The sequence below is a fragment of the Micromonospora sp. NBC_01740 genome (assembly GCF_035920365.1).
In the GTDB taxonomy this organism is placed as follows: domain Bacteria; phylum Actinomycetota; class Actinomycetes; order Mycobacteriales; family Micromonosporaceae; genus Micromonospora; species Micromonospora reichwaldensis.
Window position 1 is genome coordinate 6,452,689 of the sequence record NZ_CP109150.1, and the last position, 18,783, is coordinate 6,471,471.

The 18,783-nt window shown below is 73.7% G+C and carries 13 protein-coding genes; 5 read left to right on the forward strand and 8 right to left on the reverse strand.

Features of this window, described 5'->3' with window-relative positions:
• The first annotated feature begins 36 nt into the window (after positions 1–36).
• The gene (locus OG989_RS27990; protein ID WP_327028974.1) at positions 37–729 is read left to right on the forward strand and encodes a DUF3159 domain-containing protein; all 693 of its coding nucleotides are present in this window, start codon (positions 37–39) and stop codon (positions 727–729) included.
• Between the two features lie 287 nt (positions 730–1,016).
• Here the strand turns inward: OG989_RS27990 and OG989_RS27995 are convergent, their stop codons facing one another.
• Positions 1,017–3,908, reverse strand: a complete 2,892-nt coding sequence (locus OG989_RS27995) for a glycoside hydrolase family 48 protein (protein WP_327031249.1) — start codon at positions 3,906–3,908, stop codon at positions 1,017–1,019.
• Positions 3,909–4,866: 958 nt separating this feature from the next.
• Here OG989_RS27995 and OG989_RS28000 point away from each other — a divergent pair.
• On the forward strand, positions 4,867–6,282 hold the full coding sequence (locus tag OG989_RS28000; RefSeq protein ID WP_327028975.1) for a GH1 family beta-glucosidase: 1,416 nt from the start codon (positions 4,867–4,869) through the stop codon (positions 6,280–6,282).
• Between the two features lie 99 nt (positions 6,283–6,381).
• On the opposite strand, the gene OG989_RS28005 is transcribed toward OG989_RS28000, so the two are convergent.
• The 3 genes from OG989_RS28005 to OG989_RS28015 form a co-directional block, all read right to left on the reverse strand.
• Positions 6,382–6,804: a roadblock/LC7 domain-containing protein gene (locus OG989_RS28005; RefSeq protein ID WP_088999490.1), complete on the reverse strand. Its 423-nt coding sequence runs from the start codon at positions 6,802–6,804 to the stop codon at positions 6,382–6,384.
• Complete coding sequence (locus tag OG989_RS28010; RefSeq protein WP_327028976.1) at positions 6,801–9,350, reverse strand: sensor histidine kinase; 2,550 nt, start codon at positions 9,348–9,350, stop codon at positions 6,801–6,803. The genes OG989_RS28005 and OG989_RS28010 overlap by 4 nt, the downstream gene beginning before the upstream one ends.
• A gap of 99 nt (positions 9,351–9,449) precedes the next feature.
• Positions 9,450–10,829 carry an FGGY family carbohydrate kinase gene (locus OG989_RS28015; RefSeq protein ID WP_151455263.1) on the reverse strand — a complete coding sequence of 460 codons (1,380 nt, stop codon included), beginning with the start codon at positions 10,827–10,829 and terminating at the stop codon, positions 9,450–9,452.
• Positions 10,830–11,083: 254 nt separating this feature from the next.
• On the opposite strand from OG989_RS28015, the gene OG989_RS28020 reads away from it, so the two are divergent.
• Positions 11,084–13,024, forward strand: coding sequence for a chorismate-binding protein (locus tag OG989_RS28020; RefSeq protein ID WP_327028977.1), 1,941 nt, complete (start codon positions 11,084–11,086; stop codon positions 13,022–13,024).
• 135 nt (positions 13,025–13,159) lie between these two features.
• Here OG989_RS28020 and wrbA read toward each other — a convergent pair whose 3' ends face one another.
• Both wrbA and OG989_RS28030 read right to left on the reverse strand, forming a co-directional pair.
• The gene (gene wrbA, locus OG989_RS28025) at positions 13,160–13,777 is read right to left on the reverse strand and encodes an NAD(P)H:quinone oxidoreductase (protein ID WP_151455261.1); all 618 of its coding nucleotides are present in this window, start codon (positions 13,775–13,777) and stop codon (positions 13,160–13,162) included.
• Between the two features lie 354 nt (positions 13,778–14,131).
• Positions 14,132–14,521: a DUF4190 domain-containing protein gene (locus OG989_RS28030; protein ID WP_151455260.1), complete on the reverse strand. Its 390-nt coding sequence runs from the start codon at positions 14,519–14,521 to the stop codon at positions 14,132–14,134.
• A gap of 127 nt (positions 14,522–14,648) precedes the next feature.
• Between OG989_RS28030 and OG989_RS28035 the strand changes: the two genes are divergently transcribed.
• Both OG989_RS28035 and OG989_RS28040 read left to right on the forward strand, forming a co-directional pair.
• Positions 14,649–15,758, forward strand: a complete 1,110-nt coding sequence (locus tag OG989_RS28035; RefSeq protein ID WP_327028978.1) for a winged helix DNA-binding domain-containing protein — start codon at positions 14,649–14,651, stop codon at positions 15,756–15,758.
• Positions 15,759–15,939: 181 nt separating this feature from the next.
• Positions 15,940–16,674, forward strand: coding sequence for a PRC and DUF2382 domain-containing protein (locus OG989_RS28040; RefSeq protein WP_151455258.1), 735 nt, complete (start codon positions 15,940–15,942; stop codon positions 16,672–16,674).
• A 60-nt stretch (positions 16,675–16,734) separates the two neighbouring features.
• On the opposite strand, the gene OG989_RS28045 is transcribed toward OG989_RS28040, so the two are convergent.
• Positions 16,735–17,940 carry an ABC transporter ATP-binding protein gene (locus OG989_RS28045; protein ID WP_327028979.1) on the reverse strand — a complete coding sequence of 402 codons (1,206 nt, stop codon included), beginning with the start codon at positions 17,938–17,940 and terminating at the stop codon, positions 16,735–16,737.
• Between the two features lie 9 nt (positions 17,941–17,949).
• Complete coding sequence (locus OG989_RS28050; RefSeq protein WP_121400801.1) at positions 17,950–18,783, reverse strand: carbohydrate ABC transporter permease; 834 nt, start codon at positions 18,781–18,783, stop codon at positions 17,950–17,952.

Here is an 18,783-nt window from a genome sequence, read left to right on the forward strand (position 1 = left end):
TACGGCTAGGTTGGTGGCGGACGTGAGGAGGGTGCGGTGACGCGTACACCGGAGGGTGCGCCGGCCGCGACGGACCGGCCGGAGACGCTCGCGGACCTGCTCGGCGGGCGCCGGGGCGCGGTCGACGCCAGCCTGCCGCCGGTGGCGTTCGCCCTCGGTTGGCTGCTCGGCGGGCACTCGCTGTGGGGCGGGGTGGGCGCGGCCGTGGTCACCGGCGCCGCGCTGGCCGGCTGGCGGCTGCACCGGGGCGACCGGCCGCGTTCGGTGCTGGTCGGGCTGCTGGCCGTCTGCGTGGCCGCGCTCGTCGCGTTGCACACCGGTCGCGCCGAGGACTTCTTCCTCGTCCAACTGCTGTCGAACGCGGCGAGCGCGCTGGCCTGGGTGGTCAGCATCGTGGTGCGCTGGCCGCTGCTCGGGACGGTGGTGGGCGTCGCGCTCGGCCAGCGGACCAGGTGGCGGCGGGATCCGGCGCTGCTGCGCGCGTACGGCCGGGGCAGCTGGGCATGGGCGGCGTCCTACGTGCTGCGGGTGGCGGTGTTCCTGCCGCTGTGGCTCGGCGGTCAGGTGGTCGCGCTGACGGTGGCCCGGGTCGTGTTGTCCTGGCCGCTGGTGGCGGCGGTGCTCGCGGTGAGCTGGGTGGTGGTGCGCCGGTCGTTGCCGGCCGGTCACCCGGGGCTGCGCCACCCGGTGGTGCCGGCCCGTGCGCCGGTGGAACCGGCGGGAAAGTAAGGGAGAGGCCGCCACGGGGGGAGCGGCCTCTCCGGTGACGTACGTTACTCCGTTCCGGCCCCATGCGTGATCCCGTGGTGGCCGGTTTTTCGGGCGTTTTCGCGCCCGGTGCATATCCGGGTGCGGTTGGGGTGGGCCGGCTGCCCCGCTGCGTCGGCCGGTTGACCGGCCCACCCCGGCCTGACCGTGGGAGTCAGGCCGTCCGCCGACCGGGCGTCTCCGTTCCCCCAGGCCCGCCCGGCCGGCCTCCGGGCGGGCGGGCCGCGCCACCCACCCGGAGGAGTCGGTCAGCCGTTGGGGAACAGCTTTCCGTAGTCGGCGTACGCCATGGCGACGTCCGCCTGGGCCCAGAACCGGTGGTACTTGAACTCCGGCTCGGGGCCGCCGTTCAGGTACGCCTGGACCTTCGGCCAGGCCGGGTCGTTCTTGTAGAAGGAGCGGATGTCGAGGAAGCTCTTGCCCGCGGCGATGGGGTCACCGTTGGCCATGGTCCCCGTCCAGCCCGGCGGCACGTAGAGGCCCTGGCCGGTGCTGGCGTCGTAGACGTCGTCGAAGCGGCGGTAGTCGCCCCGCTTCTCCACCGTGGACACGCCCTGGGCGTCGCTGGCGCCGTGCAGCGCGTCCAGCAGGCCCTTGGCGGTGTTCTTCGCCGCCGCGTTGCCCGACTTCGCCGCGTACGCGATGAGCGTGCGGGCGTAGGCGGCGGCGATGCCGACGTCCTGGCCCTTGACCGTGACCTCGACGTGCAGGTTGGTGTTGGGCTGCGGGTTGGCCGGGTTCCAGGTGGTCGGCTGGCCGGTCCACTTCATGTCCGACGGGATCGACCAGTTGGTGCCGACCGTGGTGTTGGCGATCGCCCACGGCACCCACTTGTCCAGCAGCGCCTTGGCCTTGGCGTTGCCGGTCTCCAGGTACAGCTCGGCGATGCGCTGCATCGACCAGGCCTGCATGCCGAACCACTGGTTCGACGGCGGGTCGTTGTAGACCGGGTCGACGTCGTAGTACATGCCGTAGAACGTCGACGTGCCGGCCGGTGGCTGGCCGTAGTGGCCGCCCCAGCTGTTGGTCGCGCCGCCGGCGATGCCGCCCTCGGCGGACTGGAGCCAGGTGTAGAACTCCAGCTGCCGCTCCAGGCTCTTGGTCCAGTCGGTGACCGCGGTCGGCGACTTGGGCTTGAGCTCGTTGACGTTGGTCAGCGCCCAGGCCGCGAACGGGTTCTGGTAGCCGAAGTGGTTGTGGCTGGAGCCGATCCGCCACGACCAGTTCTGGTTCGGCTCGTACGCGCCGCCCCAGGCGTAGTACCAGGACATCAGGTAGTGCGCCGAGTCCTTGCCGGTGCCGGCCGGGCAGGTGGCGGCCCCGACGCAGTTGCCGATCTTCTTGAAGTACTTGTCGAACATGGCGTAGCGCAGGTAGTCACCCATCTTGGCGGCCTTGGCCACGGTGGCCGCCACGTCGGCCTCCTTGCCCTGCTCCTTGGCCCAGGTCAGGGCCCAGTACGCGGCCTGCACGGCGCGGGCGTCGGCGTCGGGGGCGTTGGTGTACTTCCACTGCTTCGCCGGCGCGTTCGCCTCCTTGACGAACAGGTCGAGGTAGCCGTTGCGGCCGCCGTGGGCGAAGGTGTCGCAGGACGGCTGCGGCACGGTCTCCCACACCGACTCCTGGGTGCCCCGCTGGAAGGTGTTGATGTACGCCGGCCGGGTGGTGCCGTCGCCGCAGCGGCCGTAGCCGTAGGTGTTGTCCACGTCCAGCAGCCAGTGCATGCCGTAGATGTCACCGGTGCCGTAGGTGTTCTGCAGCTCCGAGCGCAGCGGGTCCTGGCCGACCGGCACGTTCGGCTCCAGCTGCGACGGGTACTGGCTGGGCAGGTCGTGCTCGGCGGCGTACTGCGCGGTGCCGGCCGCGCCCGCGGTGGGCTGGTCGGCGTGCGACGGGATGATGTACTTCTCCATGACGTTCCAGGAGTTGTTGAACGGGGCCCAGTTCTGGGTCACCCGCCCGTACTGGGCCTCCAGCCAGAGCCAGAAGCTGAACGCCTCGGAGGTCGTCTCGTGCCCGTGGTCGGGCGCCTCGACGATCAGCGTCTCGATCGAGTGGTACGGCACGCCCTCGGGGCTGAAGTAGCCCGAGTTCTTGATCTTGCCGTACTGGTCGAGGAACCGCTTGACGTAGGTGTTGTCCCCGCCGCCGGTGTCGTTGTCGATCTCGGTGGCGGTGATCGCCAGCGGCGCGTAGCCGGTGGCCGAGGCGGTGACGGTGGCGGTGCCGCCGAGCGTGTCGGCGTCCTCGGCCGCCGCGACGGTCACGTTCACCCCGGTGTTCCAGTTGCTCGGGGTCAGCGTCACCGAGGCCGGCGAGACGGTGATGTCGGTGTCGCCGGTGCGGGCGAGGGAGACCGGCACGTTGGCCGTCGGCGCGGCGCTGAGCTTGAGGTTGACCGTCGAGCTGCCGCCCTCGGTCACGCTCACCGCCGACGGGGTGGCGACCAGCACCGGCCCGGACGCCGCCGTGACGGTGAAGGACTTCTCCGCGGTGGCGGTCAGGTTCGCGTTGTCGTACGCCTTGGCCTGCACCGTGTACGCGCCGGCCGGCAGGTCCTCCAGCGTGTAGCCGTACGGGGCGGTGGTGTCGGTGTTGACCAGCAGGCCGTTGCGGTAGAACTCGACCTTGCTGATCGTCCCGTCCGGGTCGCTGGCGGTGGCGCTCAGCGGCACGTCGGCGGGGGCCTCGAAGGGGCCGGCCGGCACGCTCAGCGCGACCGTCGGCGGCTGCTGCTGGGTGCCGCCGCAGGTGACGCCGTTGACCGAGAATGACGTCGGCTTCGGGTTGGTGCCGCCGTGCGAGCCGTTGAAGCCGATGCTGGTCGAGGCGCCGGTGCCGAGGTTGCCGTTGTAGGACTCGTTGGTGGCCGTGACCTGGTTGCCGGTCTGGCTCCACTTGGCCGACCAGCCCTGGGTCACCCGCTGGTCGCCGGGGAAGGCGAACTTCAGCGTCCAGCCGTTGATCGGGTCGCCGAGGTTCTTGATGGTGACGTTGGCGGTGAAGCCGTTGTTCCAGTCGCTGGTCGCGTAGACCACGTCGCAGGCGGGGGCGGCCTGTGCGGCGCCGGCCGGCAGGGTCACCCCGCCGACGGCGAGCGCGGTGGCGGCGACCATCGCCAGGCGGCGACGTCTTGCCAGATTTCTCATGTGCGCGGTGTCTCCTCGGACCTGGCCGGGGACGAAGGGCCCCGGCGGGGCGCCCTCCCGCGAACGGGATTCGGGGGCACCCGGGATGGTGGTCGCCCCGGCCCGAGGCCGGGGTACGGCGGGCGGCGCCCCTGCGGGGCGGCTGCTCCGCCGACTGCGTCGGATGCCGTACCGGAGACACCGGCTGCCCTCGGCGACCCACGCTTGCGCGATCTGGCTCCGCGTCGCGGTGGCGACAGTGTGCCATGCATGGAAGCGCTCCCACAATGGCCGGAGGCGCACCGAAGCAGCAACATGTTTCGATCTCGTTTTGGGGCTTTCACAAAGCCGTGACGGGCGTTACAGTCGCAGCATCGGTCGATGGGAGCGCTTCCATCGACAGAGATCCAATTAGAAGATCACCCGGAGTCCGTCCATGACGGACCCTGGGGACTCAGCCCGAGGGCTGACGGCGGGCCAGCCCGGACACCGCCGTCAGCCATTCCCACCGACATGGAGGGAGGTGGATCCTCTAGCCACTCGCGTGGCCCGGCTCCCGCGCGACACGCACGACAGGACGCCAATTCCGCCCGTGCGTGTGCAGCAATGGTGGGGACGGGGGTTGCCCTCCCCCGTCCCCACACACTAAACCCCCCGCCACGGCGGGAAAAGAGGCCGACGGGACTGGCCGTGTCGCCGTTCCGACCGGCCTCGTCCGCTGTCCGCCCGTACCGCCCGGTCGACGCCCCGCGCCCCGGCGCCCCGCGTCCCGCGGCCGGCCACCCGAGCGCCGGCGCCACCGCGCGCCCCCGCTCCCGCACCGCCGCCACGGGCGCATCACGCACGCACCTTTCCGCCGCCCCCGATCGCCCTTCGCCCGGCCGGGCGGACGCGACCGGCCGGCGGCTTCTGCCCTATGCTGGGAGCGCTCCCGGCCCGGCGGTGGCCACGCAGACCATGAGGAGAACCGATGTCGATGCCCACCCCGCGCCCGCCCCACGGCGCCGCGCTCTCCGCCACCGCCCCCGCCCCTACCGGCCCCGCGCCGCGCGCCGACGAGACGCCGTCGGCAGGCCTGCGCTTCCCGCCGGGCTTCGGCTGGGGGGCGGCCACCTCCGCCTACCAGATCGAGGGCGCGGCCAAGGAGGACGGCCGGGGCGAGTCGATCTGGGACACGTTCAGCCACACGCCGGGCCGCACCCGCAACGGCGACACCGGCGACGTCGCCGCCGACCACTACCACCGGTACGCCGAGGACCTGGACCTGATGCGCGACATCGGGCTGGACAGCTACCGGTTCTCCATCTCCTGGCCGCGCGTACAGGCCGACGGCACCGGCGCGCCCAACCAGCGCGGGCTCGACTTCTACCGCCGTCTCGTCGACGGGCTGCACGAGCGGGGCATCGCGCCGATGGCGACGCTGTTCCACTGGGACCTGCCGCAGTCCCTCCAGGACGCCGGTGGCTGGGAGTCGCGCGACGTCGCCCACCGGTTCGCCGACTACGCCGAGATCGTCTTCCGCGCGCTCGGCGACCGGGTGCCGGTCTGGCTGACCGTCAACGAGCCGAAGACGGTGGTGCAGAACGGCTACCTCGAAGGTCACCACGCCCCGGGCCGCCAGGACCCGGACGCCGCGTACCTGGTCGCCCACCACCTCCACCTGGCCCACGGGCTCGCCGTGGCGGCGTTCCGCGCCACCGGCTCCGGCCGGATCGGCCCGGCGCTCAACCTGCACCCCTGCTACCCGGCCGACGACTCGCCCGAGGCCGCTCGGGCCGCCCGGCTCTACGACGGCTACGAGAACCGCCTCTACCTCGACCCGATCCTCACCGGCCGCTACCCGCAGGACGTGCTGGACGACCTCGGCCCCGACAGCCGACTGGTCCGCGGCATCCGCGACGGCGACCTGGCGACCATCGCCGCGCCGGTCGACCTGCTCGCCGTGCAGTACTACACGCCCTACTACCTCACCGGCGACGGCGCGACGGTCGGGCGCTGGCCCACCTCACAGGCTTCCTGGCAGCAGATCCACCCCGACGGGATGTACGACATCCTGACCCGGGTGACCCGCGACTACGGCCCGATCCCGCTGACCGTCACCGAGAACGGGCTACCCACCCCGGACACCCTCGACGCCGACGGCACGGTCGACGACGCCGGCCGGGTCACCTTCCTGCGCGACCACCTCGCCGCCGCGCACCGGGCCATGGCCGCCGGCGTGCCGCTGGAGAGCTACCACGTCTGGTCCCTGCTCGACAACTTCGAGTGGGACGCGGGCTACGACGAGCGCTGGGGCCTGGTCCACGTGGACTACCAGACCCAGCGGCGCGTGCTCAAGCGCAGCGCGCACTGGTACCGCCAGGTCATCGCCGCCAACGGTCTCTGACCGCCGGGCATCCGCCACCCCGGCGCCGCTCGGCGGCGCCGGGGTGGACGCCGTCGGCGCGCCCGCCGGCGTGGACGCCGGGCGGGCGCGTCGACCCGGTCAGCGGGGCAGGGCCTGCTGGAGTTCCGCCCGCAGCGCCGGGGTGAGCATCTCCCCCGCCTGCTTGGCCAGCCGCGCCATCTCGTAGCCGACCACACCGATGTCGGCCTCCGCCCCGGCCAGCGTGGCCAGGATGGAACCGTCACGTACCTGCATGACCAGGAAGTAGCCGCGCCCCATCTCGACGACCGTCTGCTTGACGATGTCCCCGTCGAACATCTGCGCCGCGCCCGCGGTGATGCTCATCAGCCCCGAGGTCACGGCCGCGAGCTTGTCGGCGTGGTCCCGGGGCAGGTGGTCGGAGATCGCGACCAGCAGGCCGTCGGAGGAGACCACGATGGCGTGCACCACCCCCGGCACCCGCTCCGCGAACCCGCTGACCAGCCAGCTCAGGTCGCGGGCCTCCCGGCTCAACGTCGTCATCGCTGTCCCCCTTCGGTGCGTACGCCGCCCGGCGGCATGGAAATCTCCGTGGTGTCCTCGGCCTCGGCCCGCCGTACCCCGCTGTAGAACCGGGACAGCATCCCCCCGACCGCCTCCGGGTCCGGGTCGTGGCGTACCGCCGGCTGCTCCGGCCGGGCCGGGCGGGTGACGGCCGAGAGCTGCGCCATCGGCACCCGGACGGGCAGGCCGCGTTCGTTGGTCCCGCCGGTGACCGGGACGGCCGGCGGCGTGGGCGAGGCCCCCGGCACCGGACCGGGCGACGGCCCCTGCCGGGACCACCAGCCCCCACCGGTCGACGCGGGCGGCCGGGCCGCCGGGGCGAGCACGTCCTCGGCCCGCACCGGGACCGACCGGGCCTGCCGGGGCGGGGCCTCGGACCGCCGCCCGGCCGCCGGCAGCTCGCCCGCCGGTCGCGCACCGGCCCACGCCGGCGGCCGCCCGGCCACCGGCAACCCACCGGGCGGCGGCGCCCCGTCCCACGCCGCGGCGGCCAGCATCCGGGCCGCGACGGGCGCCTCCCGCTCAGGCGCTGGCGCCAGCAGGCCACCGGGCAGCCGTACCCGGGCGACGAGGCCCTCCTCGCCGCCGGCCAGGCGCACCTCGACGCGGAGCCGGGCGGCCAGGTGGCTGACCACGAACAGGCCCATCCGCTCGACCGTCGCCACGTCGGCGGCCGGCGGGGTGGCCAGGACGGCGTTCGCCTCGGCCAGCGCGGCCGGGCTCATGCCGATCCCCCGGTCGGTGATCTCGATGACCGCGCCGGCCCCCTCGCTCCGGGCGGTGACCGCCACGACCGTGTCGGGACGGGAGAACGAGGTGGCGTTCTCCAGCAGCTCGGCGAGGATGTGGACCAGCTCGCCGACGGCGTGGCCGACGACGTGCAGGTCGGCGACCGCCCCGTGCCGGACCCGCTGGTACTGCTCGATCTCGGCGCTGGCGGCGAGCAGCATCGGGCCGAGCCCCGCCGGCCGGTTCCACCGGCGGGTCGCCTCCGTCCCGGCGAGCACCAGCAGGCTGTCGTCGTTGCGCCGCATACGGGCGGCCAGGTGGTCGAGCTTGAAGAGGTTCTCCAGCTGGTCCGGATCGCTCTCCTCGCGCTCCAGGTCGTCGAGCAGCTCCAACTGGCGCTCCACGAGCACCTGGCTGCGCCGGGCGAGGTTGACGAACATCGCGTTGACGTTGCGCCGGGTGGTCGCCTGCTCGACGGCGACATTGACCGCGCTGCGGTGCACCGCGACGAACGCCTCCGCCAGCTCGCCGATCTCGTCGAGCGAACGGACCACCGCCGGCGGGACCTCGATGGCCGGGACACCCCCGGTCACGGTACGCAGCCGGTCCAGGGCGTCCGGCAGCTCCAGCTGGGCGATCCGCAGCGCCTGGCCGCGCAGCAGCCGCATCGACCGGGCCATGGACCGGCCGACGAGGACGGAGATGAGCAGGGCGACCAGCAGCACCGCGAGGATGCTGCCGACGACCAGCAGCGTGGTCCGCAGCTGCGTCGCGCTCACCCCGTCGGCCTGCCGTACGGCGTCGTCGAGCACCGACGCCTCGATGCGGCGGAGCAGCTCCTGACGCTGCTCGCCGGCCGCCCACCACTGCGGCGCCGGCAGCACGCTCGGCGCGGCGGCCCCGGTCACCAGGCTCTGCTCCTCCAACCGGGTGGCCGTCAGGAACCCCGGATCCGTCGAGGTCTCGTCGTAGCGGCGGACCTGCTCGGCGGTGGCGGCGACCCGGAACGCGCCCAGGGCGGTCAGCTGCTGGGCGCGCAGGTCGGTCAGGACCACCTGGTCCTCCACGCCGTACCGGCCGGCGCGGGCGGCCTCGTAGAGCTGGGCCCGGACCCGTGAGGAGAGCTCCTTGACCCGGGCGAGCTGCACGTAGCGCAGCACCGCGTCGCTGAGTGCGGGCCGGTCCTCGCCCGGCGAGGGCTCGGCGAGCAGGCGCAGCAGCGCGTCGACGGCCCGGTGGTAGTTGCTCAGGATGGTGTCGCTGCCCAGCACCGCCGGGGGGATCGCGGCCCGGATGTAGACGACCTGGTCGTAGGCCTCCAGCACCTCCGAGTAGGCGACCCGCCAGGAGGCGTCCGCGTCGGCCAGCGGCCCGGCGGCCCGGCGCAGGTCGCGCAGCGCCTGGTCGGTGGCGGCCTGCAACGGCCTCAGCAGCACGATCGCCGAGTCCCGGTCGGCGCCCGCGCCGCCTCGGCGCAACTCGCCCAGCTCACCGGCGGCCCGGTCGCGTTCCTGCTGGAGCTGGTGCACCAGCGTGACGATCTCCCGGCCGATGCCGACCTGCTGGGCGAAGTCACCCAACGCGGTCGTCCGCCCGACGAGGGTGTGGGTCTGCACGCCGGCCAGCACCAGGAACGCGACCGACGGGATGACCAGCACGGTGACGAGCTTGGTGCGCATCCGCCAGTCCCGCAGCCGGAACGGGGAGCGGCGACGGTGCGGCACGACCCGGACGTCGAACCGGCGCCGGCGGTGCTGCGACACCCCGTCGTCGGACGGTTCCGGACCTGCCCCCACACCTACCCCCTCCCTGTCCCGCGTCCGCCGCGAGCCGGGGAGCGGAGTCCATCCAACCAGGCCCGCTAGCCGTGTCAACGGGGCGGGCTGAGGTGCTACTCAGGAGGGTGAGCCGGTCTCGTCCGTCCGGACGATGGCGGCGAGCCGGGAGGCGTCACCGATGCGCCCAAGGGCCACCAGCGCCGCGCCGCTCGCCCCGACCTCCGGGTTGCGCCCGTACCACACCGGCCGGGGCGCGAGCGCCGCCGCGAACGACGTACGCCACCAGTCGGAGGCCGCCACCGCTCCCCCGCCGAGCACCACCTCGACCGACTCGTCCACCGTGGACTCCAGCACGACGAGGTCGCCGGCGACCAGGTCGCACAGGCCCCGCATCAGCCCCGCCAGGATCTCCACCGAGGTGGTGCCGAAGCTCAGGCCCCCCAGCGCGCCCGAGCCGGCCGGGGACATCCCGGGCGGCCGGTCCCCGCCGAAGCGGACGTTCACCGGCAGGGTCCTGTCGTGCGGCACCCGGGCCAGGGCGGCCTCCAGCTCGCTGCCCCCGGGCAACCGCAGCTCCCGGTCGGCCCAGGCGAAGAGGTTGCCGCCGGAGGAGTACGCGGCGCCGGTCACCACGTGGTCGTGGTCGACCCGGTAGCGCCAGAGCTCCTCGGGCAGCGGTGGCATGGCCTGCCCCGCCGGGACGCGCTGCACCAGCCGCACCGCCGCCGACGTGCCGACCGTCACCGCGACCCGGCTCGGCTCGACGCAGCCCGAGCCGACGTTCGACGCCGCGCCGTCGCCCACCGGGCCGGCCCAGGGCGCGTCGGTGAGCTGCGGCCAGCGCCGCGCGTACGCCGGCCGCAGCCGGCCCCGCCATCCGTTCGGCGCCAGCTCGGGCAGCTCGTCGGCGTGGCTGCCGGCCAGCGCGCACGCCTCGGCGTCCCAGTCCAGCGTCCGCAGGTCCAGCAGGCCCGTGCCGGAGGCCTGGGAGATCGACATGGGTGCCGAGTCGAGCAGCTCGCCCAGCACGTACTCGGCCAGGCCGGCGAACCGGGCGACCCGCCCGCCGGTGTGTTCCCGCAGCCAGGGCAACCGGACCGACCAGTAGCAGCGGTGCCACCACGTGCCGGTGCGCCGGTGGAAGTCGGCCGGGTCGGCCGGGCCGGCCGGGCCGGCGGGCGCCTCGGGACGGGTGTCCAGCCAGGTCAGCACCGGTCCGAGGGGCGCGCCGTCGGCGCCGAGCGGGACCACCGAGTGCCACTGCCCGGACGTCGCCACCAGCGACACGTCGCGCAGGTGGCCACCGGCGGCCAGCTCGTCCAGGCACGCCACCAGGCAGGCCAGGTAGCCGGGGCCGTCCAGCGTGCCGGTGCCGTCGTCGTGCACGGCGAGGCTCACCTTGCGCCGGGCCAGCGCGCCGGGCAGCGGGCGGGCGTCCGTGTCCAGCACGAGTCCGCGTACCGAGGAGGTGCCCAGGTCGAGCGCGAGAATGTTCATCGCGGGTCAAGTTACCCGGTGCGGCGCGCCCCGGCGTCCCAGCGCCTGGGCCGTACGCCCGATCGGCTTTCCGGTGCCCGCGCGGGGCCGTAGGGTGATCGCATGCCCGCGCACCTGTCCTGCTGGTGGCCCGCCGATCTGGCGGCCATCCCCCGCGCGTAGCTTCCCACGCGGCCGCCCGACGAGGCGGCCGCCGGTCTCTCCCCGGCCCTCCCGGTCGCCCCGCCGGGCGCCGCCCGGCCCGAGGAGACCCGATGACCCACCTGACCGAGTTGCTCGCCGCCGTCGCCAGCGGCGGCGACCCCGGCCCGTTCGCGCTCGTCCGCCGCGAGGACGCCGCGCACCTGGAGCTGTTCACCGGCACGGTACGCACGGCGGGCCGGCTCGCCGACCTCCCCCTGCCCGGCGGGGCGCCCGGCCCCCGGACGCTGGCGCTGGTGCCCTACCGGCAGATCACCGAGCGGGGCTTCGCCTGCGTCGACGACGGCGTCCCGTTGGAGTTCCTCGAGATCGACCGGCACGAACGGGTCGTCCTGGCCGAGGCGCTCGCCGCCCTGCCCGACGTGCCCGTGCGCACGGCCGACGCCGCCTTCGACGTCACCGACGACGAGTACGCCGCCACCGTCGGCCGGGTGCTCGCCGAGGAGATCGGGCGCGGCGAGGGCGCCAACTTCGTCATCCACCGCTGCCTGCGCGCCACCGTGCAGGGTCCGCCGCTGGTCGCCGCGCTCGCCGCCTTGCGCCGGCTGCTGCGGAGCGAGCGCGGCGCGTACTGGACCTTCCTCGTGCACACCGGAACCCGGATCCTGGTCGGGGCCAGCCCGGAGCGGCACGTCAGCGTCGACGACGGCCTGGTCATGATGAACCCGATCAGCGGCACCTTCCGGCACACCGGCGCGGGCGCCGACCGGGCCGCGCTGCTGCGCTTCCTCGCCGACCCCAAGGAGGTCGAGGAGCTGTACATGGTGCTCGACGAGGAGCTCAAGATGATGGCCACGGTCGCCGAGCACGGCGGCCAGGTGGTCGGGCCCCACCTCAAGGAGATGTCCCACCTGGCCCACACGGAGTACCTGCTCGCCGGCCGGGGCACGAAGGACGTGCGGGAGGTGCTGCGGGAGACGATGTTCGCGCCCACGGTCACCGGCAGCCCGATGGAGAACGCCTGCCGGGTCATCGCCCGGCACGAGGGCACCGGGCGGCGCTACTACGCCGGGGTGCTGGCGCTGCTCGGCCACGACGACGCCGGCCGGCAGAGCCTGGACGCGCCGATCCTGATCCGTACCGCCGAGATCTCCCCCGAGGGCGAGCTGCGGGTGCCGGTCGGGGCCACCCTGGTGCGGCACTCGACCGCCGAGGGCGAGGTGGCCGAGACGCACGCCAAGGCGGCCGGCGTGCTGGCCGCGCTCGGCCTCGGCCCGCAGGCGCCCGCCGGTGGCCCGGAGCCCGCCGTACGCCTCGCCGACGACCCGCAGGTGCGGGCCGCGCTGGCCGCACGCAACGCGCCGCTGGCCCGGTTCTGGCTCGACCAGCGGTCGCCGGATGCCGGTGGCCTGCCCGGGCTGGCCGGCCGGCGGGCGCTGATCGTCGACGGCGAGGACACCTTCACCGGCATGCTGGCCCACCAGCTGCGCGCGCTCGGCCTGGCCGTGACAGTGCGGCCGTGGCACGCCGCCGGTCCGGTGGACGGCCACGACCTGGTGGTGGTCGGCCCCGGTCCGGGCGACCCGGGCAGCACCACCGAGCCGAAGATGCGCACGATGCGGGGGCTGCTCGCCGGGTTGCTCGCCGAGGGCCGGCCGACCCTGGCCGTCTGCCTGGGCCACCAACTGCTCGCCGGCCTGCTCGGGCTGGCGCCGCACCGTCGGGACGCGCCCTACCAGGGGCTCCAGCGGGAGGTGGACATCTTCGGCACGCGCCGCCGGGTCGGCTTCTACGCCACCTTCACGGCGCGCGCCGACGCCGACCGGCTGGACACCCCGTACGGCCCGGTGGAGCTGGCCCGGGACGCGGCGGACGGCGCGGTGCACGCCCTGCGCGGGCGCGGGTTCGCGGGGGTGCAGTTCCATCCGGAGTCGGTGCTCAGCCCCGACGGCGTGGCCGTCCTCGCCGATCTGGTGGGCGCGCTGCTGCCGGCGCCGACGGGACATCCGTCGACGGCGCACGGCGGGTTGTCGGGAGCGGCCGAGCGTGCATAGCCGCCCCGATCGGGGGTAGGGGTGCTGCGACCGGCGGCCCGGACGGGTCGAGAGCCCCCGCCCGGGCCGCCGGTCGCGCCGGTACAGCCGACCCGCTGGCAGCGCCGGTCCAGCCGGTGAACCGGCGACGCCGGGTCAGCCGGCCAGGCCCGCCTTCAGCGCCGCACCGATCCGCACCGCGCGCTTGGCGGTCAACGCGGTGGCGCCGAGCGCGATGTCGTCCGGCGCCGTCTCGCCGTTGTTGCTGGTGTGCGAGGCGCCGTAGGGGTTGCCGGCGACGAACTGGCTCGGGTCGGTGTAGCCGGGGGTCACCACGACTCCGCCCCAGTGGTAGAAGACGTTGAACATCGACAGCAGGGTGGCCTCCTGCCCGCCGTGCGAGGTGGCCGTCGAGCAGAACGCGGAATAGACCTTGTCCGCCAGGGCGCCCTGCGACCACAGCGGCCCTGTGGTGTCCATGAACTGCTTGAGCTGGGCGGCCATCACGCCGTACCGGGTCGGGGTCCCGAAGATCACCACGTCGGCCCACGACAGGTCGTCCAGCTGTGCCTCGGGGACGTCCTGGGTCTCCATCTGGTGCGCGTGCCAGCCCGAGTTGGAACGGATCGCCTCGTCCGGCGCCAGCTCGCGCACCTTGCGCAGCCGCACCTCGGCGCCCGCCTCACCGGCGCCTTCGCACGCCGCCTGCGCCATCTGGTACGTGATGCCGGTGGCGCTGTAGTAGATCACCGCGACCTTGGTCTGGGCAGCCATCGGGTGTTCCCTCCTCATGTCGGGTCAGCTCCCGCGACTACCCGATGTTTGCGCCGTCAAACGGTCACCCGGGGTCGCGCGCCCGGCCCGGGGCTTCGTGGACCTGCCCGTCATGCACCGCCCACTGTGACGGCCCCGCTGCCGTCGGTAGCTCAAGATGTCCGCAAGTTTCGATCCGTTCCGGTGCCGGTCCGACCGCCGGCCGGGAATGCTGGTGCCACGGCGCCGGCGGACCGGCAACCGCCCGGCACCGGCCACCCTGAACGGGGGATCGCGCTGCGCCGGCAGCGTCGCCGGCGAAGCGCGATCAGGGGAGCCGACGCGCCCCGGCCTGCCGCGGCAGGGGCCGCCGGGTCAGGTGTCGAGGCGGTCGCGCAGGTCGTCGACCTCCTGTTGGATCCGGTTCACGGCGTCCTCGTTGTTGAGGACGGTGGTGATCCCGGCGGCGAAGGCCAGCCCGATCAGCACCGCCAGGGCGCTGAGCACCAGGCCGCCGATCGCCACGCCCCGGCCGGTCACCCCGGGCCGACCGGCCATCCTGAGCCCGACGATGCCCAGGATCACGCCGATGATGCCGAGCAGCAGGCCGATCCAGGACAGGATCACGGTCAGCACGCTGATCAGCGCGGCCACCCCGAAGACCAGTGCGAAGGCGGCGGCGGCGCTGGTCTTGGCGGCCGGGCCGCCTCGGCCGGCGCGGGTCGGTGTGCCGGCGCCCCGGGCCGGCTCGCTGGACGCGGTCATGTCGCTCCCTCCGGGCGCGCGGACGGCGCGCCTGCTGGCCGGCCGCTTTCCCGCCGCGACGGCGGTCATGCGTCGGATGTCGGAGGTCGGCCCTAGTCTGGTGCCCCACCCGAGCGGAGGAGCCCCCATGCCAGCGGAGCTGACCGGGCGCGAGGCGCTCGCGCTGCGGATGACCGGCCTGCTGCTCCGCCCGCATCCCACGGCGGCGGTGGGCGGGGTCGAGGGCGTGGTGGGGTGGTTCGGGGCCATGCAGGCGCAGGACCTGGCCAGCGGCATGTGGTCGCTCGGGGTGCGGCTGCCCGCGCTCGGCCACGCCGACGTGCACGCCGCGCTGGAACGCCGGGAGGCGCTGCGCACCTGGCCGATGCGGGGCACCGTGCACCTCGTGCCGCCCCGCGACGCCCGCTGGATGCTGGAGCTGACCGGCGTACGCTCGCTGGCCGGCGCCGCCACCCGCCGCGCGCAGCTCGGGCTCACCGAGACCGACGCGGACCGCGCGCTCGACGTGCTCGGCGCCGCGCTGGCCGGCGGCGGCCGGCTCACCCGGGCGCGGTGCCTGGCCACGCTGGAGGCGGCCGGCATCGACACCGGCGACCAGCGCGGCTACCACCTGCTCTGGTACGCCAGCGTCCGCGGCGTCACCTGCCTCGCGCCCAACGTCGGCACCGAGCAGACCTTCGCCCTGCTCGCCGAGTGGGCGCCCGAGGCTCGCCGGCCCGAGCGGGACGAGGCCCTGGCGATGCTCGCCCACCGCTACGTCCGGGGGCACGGGCCCGTCACCGCCCGGGAGTTCGCCGGCTGGACGGGGCTGACGCTCACCGACGCGCGCCGGGGCTTCGCGGCGGCCGGCGACGCCCTGACCGTGGTGCGGGTCGACGGGCAGGAGGCGCTCGTCGACGCGGCCCTGCTCGACGCGCCCCGCGAGCCGGTCGACGACCTGCTGGTGCTGCCCGGCTTCGACGAGTACCTGCTGGGCTTCAAGGACCGCTCGCTGATGCTGGACCCCGCCCACGCCGAGGCGATCGTGCCGGGGCGCAACGGCGTGTTCCAGGCCACGGTCGTCCGGGACGGGCGGGTCGTGGGCACGTGGAAGCGCGCGGTCGGCAGAAACCGGGTGACGGTCACGGTGTTCCCGCTGGTGCCCTTCGAGGAGGGGACCCGGGCCCGGGTGGCGGTGGCGCTGGGCCGTTACGCCGACTTCCTGGGCCTGCCGCTACGGATCGTCTGGCCCGACTGACCGCCAGGCCGAAGGCGCGACCTATCCCACGGATCCCATCGGCCCCACTGGCCCCGGCGGACCGCCTCGCCCGCCGCGCCCGCCCGAAGGCCGGTGCTGCTCCTATCCGGCCGGCCGTCGACGAATCCGTGCCGGCCGGCCGGGTATCCGGCCCGTGACACGAGAGGGAGGTCGACGACCGATGAAGCTGAGTGCACAGCAGGCCAACTCGCTGTACGGACAGGACGTCAAGGACCGCTCGGGTTCGAAGATCGGAAGCGTGGGCCAGATCTGGGCCGACGCCGCCGGCGAGCCCACGTGGGTCAGCGTGCAGACGGGCCTGATGGGCCGCAAGGAGTCGATGGCCCCGCTGGACAAGGCCCGGATCACCGACGGCGGACTCACCGTCGACTACGACAAGTCGACCGTGAAGGACGCCCCGGCCGTGGACGCCGGCACCGAACAGCCGCTGGACACGACGCAGATCCAGCAGCTCTACGGCCACTACCGCCTGACGCCGCAGGCGCCGCAAGCCCCCGACCGGGGACGGAAGCCCGCCGCCGGCGAGGACATGATCCGGTCCGAGGAGCGGATGCGGGTCGGCACGGAGAGCCAGCCCGCCGGCACGGCACGGCTGCGCAAGTACGTGGTCACCGAGGACGTGCACACCACCGTGCCGGTCGAGCACGACGAGGTGCACGTGGAGCGGGAGCCCATCGCCGCCCGCGACGCACGCGGCATGCGCGCCGACATCGGCGAGGCCGAGCAGGAGATGACCCTGCGGGCCGAGCGGCCGGTGGTCGGCAAGGAGACGGTGCCCGTCGAGCGGGTCCACCTGGCCAAGGACGAGGTCGTCGAGGAGCAGCCCATCGACGACCGGATCCGCCGGGAGCGGGTGGACGCGGACATCCCGGAACGCAGTCGGCGACGTCGCTGACCGCTGACACGGCGACGGGCGGGTGGGTCGGTTCGACCCACCCGCCCGTCTCGGCGTACGTCAGTCGGCGAGCGCGCCCGCCGCCCGTCCCTCGTGCAGGGTCAGGTTGCGCCCGTCGGACGGGTCGAACAGGTGGATCTTCTCCAGGTTGAACCAGACGCGCCGGGTCTGTCCCTCCTCGACCGGGGACTCGGCGGAGAGCCGCGTCACCAGGCTGGCCCCACCGCCACTGAAGTCGGCGCCCGCATCGGCCGCCAGCTCCTCCAGTTCGGCGGCGCTGGCCCGCTCCCCCTCGACGCTGAAGTAGACGTACTTGTCGGAGCCCATGGACTCGACGATGTCGACCGGCGCCTCGAACTCCGCGCCCCGGCGGCGGGTGTCGTCGTCGATCAGCGCGGCGTCCTCGAAGTGCTCCGGCCGGATACCGAGGATCAGCTCGCGCGGGGCGTCGGCCCCCTCCAGCTCGCGCCGGATCCGCTCGCCGATCGGCACGTCGCCCAGCGCCGTACGCAGCTTGCCGTCCTCGACCGCGGCGTGCAGGAAGTTCATCGACGGCGAGCCGATGAAGCCGGCGACGAAGAGGTTGCGCGGGTGGTCGTACAGCTCCTGCGGCGGGCCGACCTGCTGCACGGCGCCGCCCCGCATGATCACCACGCGGTCGCCGAGGGTCATCGCCTCGGTCTGGTCGTGGGTCACGTAGACGGTGGTGGTGCCCAGCTTCTTCTGCAGGCGCGACACGACGGTGCGCATCTGCACCCGCAGCTTGGCGTCCAGGTTGGACAGCGGCTCGTCCATCAGGAACGCCTTGGGCTGCCGGACGATCGCGCGGCCCATCGCGACCCGCTGGCGCTGACCGCCGGAGAGGTTGGCCGGCTTGCGGTCCAGCAGCGCGGACAGCTCCAGGACCTTCGCCGCCTCCTCGACCTTCCGGTTGATCGTCTCCTTGTCCAGCTTCGCCAACCGCAGCGGGAACGCCATGTTCTCCCGCACGGTCATGTTCGGGTAGAGGGCGTAGGACTGGAACACCATCGCGATGTCCCGGTCCCGGGGCGCCTTGTCGTTGACCCGCTGGCCGCCGATGCGCAGCTCGCCGGAGCTGATGTCCTCCAGGCCCGCGATCATGTTGAGGGTGGTGGACTTCCCGCAGCCGGACGGGCCGACCAGGATGACGAACTCGCCGTCGGCGATCTCCAGGTCGACGTCGGCCACCGCGACGGTCCCGTCCGGGAACTTCTTGCTCACCTTGTCGAGCACGATGTCAGCCATGAGTACCACCTATCCCTTGACTGCGCCGGAGGTCAGGCCGGAGACGATGCGGCGCTGGAAGAAGAGGACGAACAGGATGATCGGAACGGTGATCACCACGGCGGCGGCGCAGATCGCCCCGGTGGGGTCCTCGAACTGCGACTCGCCGGTGAAGAACGACAGCGCCACCGGCACCGTGCGCGCCCGCTCGGTGGAGGTCAGCGTGATCGCGAAGAGGAAGTCGTTCCAGCAGAAGATGAAGACCAGGATCGCCGTGGTGAACAGTCCCGGCGCGGCGAGCGGGGCGATGACCCGCCGGAACGCCTGGGCCTGCGTCGCGCCGTCCATCTTCGCCGCCTTCTCCAGGTCCCACGGGATCTGCTTGAAGAACGCCGACAGCGTGTAGATCGCCAGCGGCAGCGCGAAGGTGATGTACGGCAGGATCAGGCCCGGCCAGGTGTCGAAGAGGCCGAGCTGCCGCTCGATCTCGAACAGCGGCGACACCAGGGACACCTGCGGGAACATCGCGATCAGCAGGGAGACCCCGACCAGCAGCCGCTTGCCGGGAAAGTCCAGCCGGGAGATCGCGTACGCGGCCATGGCGCCCAGCACCACGGCGATCACGGTGGCGATCAGCGCGATGCCGATCGAGTTGACCAGGGCCCGGACGAACTGGTCGGTCTGGAAGATCGTCCGGTAGTTGTCGAGCGTCCACTCCTGCGGGATGAACTTCCCGTCGGTCAGGGTCGCCGGCGTCTTGAACGACAACGACATGATCCAGAGCACCGGCACCAGCGCGAAGACGACCACGATGGCGTCCAGCAGGCCCCAGCGCAGCTTGGCCCGGGTGGTGGTGTCAGCCAT